Below are 2715 nucleotides of genomic sequence, written 5' to 3'. Positions count from 1 at the left end.
CTGCGGGGCCACGCCACTCTCGCCAGCGCCGATGAAGATGCCGTCGCTCACTCGTCACTCTCCCCACAGGCGAAAAGGGCCGCCGCATCCGATGATGCGACGGCCCCGATCACGGTGCAATGCGGCGCTTACTTGATCTTCACCGCCATGAAGACGCCGCTGGTGCGCTGGCGGGTGATGTTCAGCAGCACCTGCGGCCGGCCCTGCGCCTTGGCCGCGGCGACGACGCGCGCGACGTCGGCGGCGGTGCGCACCGGCTGCGAGTTGATCGAGGAGATCACGTCGCCGCGCTTCAGCTTCTGCCCGGCGTCGCTGGAGGGATCGACCGCGCTGACGACGACGCCCTGTACTGTCGAATCGACCCCGATCGCGCGCGCGATCTGCGGGGTCAGCGGCTGGACGGTGACGCCGATCGAGCTGGACGCGGGCGCGACCGCGCCTTCGTCGTCGTCGCCCGGCATGCCGTCGTCATCGTTGCCGCCACCGGTGAGCGCGGCCATCTGATCCTCCGGCGGGCGCGTCGCGACCGTGGCGGTGACCGTGGTCGGGCGACCGTCGCGGATCACATCCATGCGGATCGTCGAACCCGGCGCGGCATTGGCGACGAGGTAGGACAAGGTGCGGTCGGGCGTCACCGCCTGGCCGTTGATCGCGGTGACGACGTCGCCCTGGCGCAGCCCGGCCTTGGCACCCGGACCGCCCGGTTCGACCCGGCCGATGATCTCGCCCTTGTTCTTGGGCAGGCCCAGCGCCGCGGCGATATCGTCGTTCACCGGCTGGATGCCGACGCCGAGATAGCCGCGCTGGATCTTCTGACCCTTCATCAGCGTGTCGATGATCGGCTTCGCCTCGGTCGCGGGGATCGCGAAGCCGATGCCGATGTTGCCGCCCGACTGCGAATAGATCTGGCTGTTGATGCCGATCACCTCGCCGTTCAGGTTGAACATCGGGCCGCCCGAATTGCCCTGGTTGATCGCGGCATCGGTCTGGATGAAGCTGTCGAACGGGCCGTTGCCGGTCGAGCGATGCACCGCCGAGACGATGCCCGCGGTGACCGTGCCGCCCAGTCCGAACGGCTGGCCGATCGCGACCACCCAGTCGCCGACGCGCGCGCGTCCCGAATCGCCCATGCGGACGAACGGCAGCGGGGTGGGCGAATCGATCTTCAGCACCGCCAGGTCGGAGGTGGGATCGCGGCCGATCAGCCTGGCCTTGTATTCCTTGCGATCCTGCAGCGTGACGGTGATCGATTCGACCGTCGCGCCGCGCGCCGCCGGCGCGATGACGTGGTTGTTGGTGACGACATAGCCGTCCGCCGAGATCAGGAAGCCCGAACCCAGCGACTGGCCTTCGCGCGTGACCGGCGCGCCGCCGCCCCCGCCGCCAAACTGGCCGAACAGGTCGCCGAACGGCGTGCCGGCGAACGGATTCGCCTGCTGCTGGACGGTGACCTTCTGGGTGGTGGAAATGTTGACGACCGCGGGTTGCAGCTTCGCGACCAGGTCCGCGAAGCTCATCGGCGCGCCGGCGCGCGGCGCGGCGGCGGCGATGCTGCCCGGTTCGTTCTGGGCGACTTGCGCGGTCGCCGGATTCTGCAGCGTCAGCGACGCGGCGGTGCCGCCGAGCAGAAGGGCGCCGGTAAGGGCGTAGGCGTAACGCACTTTTCTCATGTCCTTCTCAATCACCCATTCAATGTAAGGAGGAACGATGCGTCATCCAGTGCCGGACGTGCGATGAACGCGGTTTGAATGTGAACGCATCGACAGCTGTTTCTGTCCCGGCCCGCCGTGGCGCGCCGGAACGACGTCAATTGCGTCCGCGCCCGTTGAATTCGCGCAGATAGGCGTTGTTCGGGCTCATGATGATGTTGGTCGATCCTTCCGGTGCCGGCCCGCCGTCCGCACCGAAGGTGTGGCGGTAGCTCTGCATCGCGCGATAGAAATCATAGAAATCGGCGTCCTTGCTGAACGCGTCGGCATAGACGCGCGCGGCCTGCGCATCCGCTTCGGCGCGGACGATCTGCGCCTGCTTCTGCCCCTGCGCGCGGATCGTGTTCGCTTCCTGCTGACGCGCGGTGCGCATCCGCTGGAGCGCGCTTTCCAGCGGGCTACCCTCCGGCAGGTCGGCGTGCTTGATGCGCACGTCGACGATCTCCGCGCCATATTGGCGGGCATAGCGTTGCAGCGACGCCTGGATCGCGTCCATCACCTTGCCGCGTTCCGGGCTGAGCAGCACCGAGAACGGCACCTTGCCCAGTTCGTTGCGCAACGCCGTGCCCAAGAGCGGGCGGAGCTGGTCGGCGACGCGCTCCTCGGTGTTCGACGTGCTGCCGGTCGAGGTCACCGCCTTCAGCGGATCGACGATGCGGAAGCGGGCGAAGGCATCGACGTTGAGCCGCAGCTGGTCGGTCGACAGCACCAGCGTGTTGTCGAGATCGGCGTCGAGCACGCGCTTGTCGACCCACACGATCTTGTCGACGAACGGGATGCGCGCGATCACGCCAGCACCGGTGTTGCCGATCGTCTGGCCCGGCTGCCACTGATTGACCAGCCGGATCGGGTTGTTGAGCCGCAGGACGACCGCCTGCTGCGTTTCGGGCACGATCGCGAAGGTCGCGGCCGCGAGGATGGCGACGATCAGCGCGGCGAAGCCGAGCGCGATCGGATGGCGGAACCACTGCGGCATCACCGCTGCCCCCCCTGAGCGGGCTGGGCG

General features: G+C 68.1%; 2 protein-coding genes. Both read right to left on the bottom strand.

Features of this window, described 5'->3' with window-relative positions:
- Nucleotides 1-128 precede the first annotated feature (128 nt).
- Nucleotides 129-1661, bottom strand: a complete 1533-nt coding sequence (locus tag AX685_RS15755) for a Do family serine endopeptidase (protein ID WP_066490355.1) — start codon at nt 1659-1661, stop codon at nt 129-131.
- Between the two features lie 145 nt (nt 1662-1806).
- Nucleotides 1807-2685 carry a protease modulator HflC gene (gene hflC / locus AX685_RS15750; protein WP_066490354.1) on the bottom strand — a complete coding sequence of 293 codons (879 nt, stop codon included), beginning with the start codon at nt 2683-2685 and terminating at the stop codon, nt 1807-1809.
- Between the last annotated feature and the right edge of the window lie 30 nt (nt 2686-2715).

Source organism: Sphingomonas sp. CCH9-F2 (assembly GCF_001556735.1).
Classification (GTDB): Bacteria; Pseudomonadota; Alphaproteobacteria; order Sphingomonadales; family Sphingomonadaceae; genus Sphingomonas; species Sphingomonas ginsenosidimutans.
This window is presented reverse-complemented; position numbering and strand designations above follow the sequence as displayed.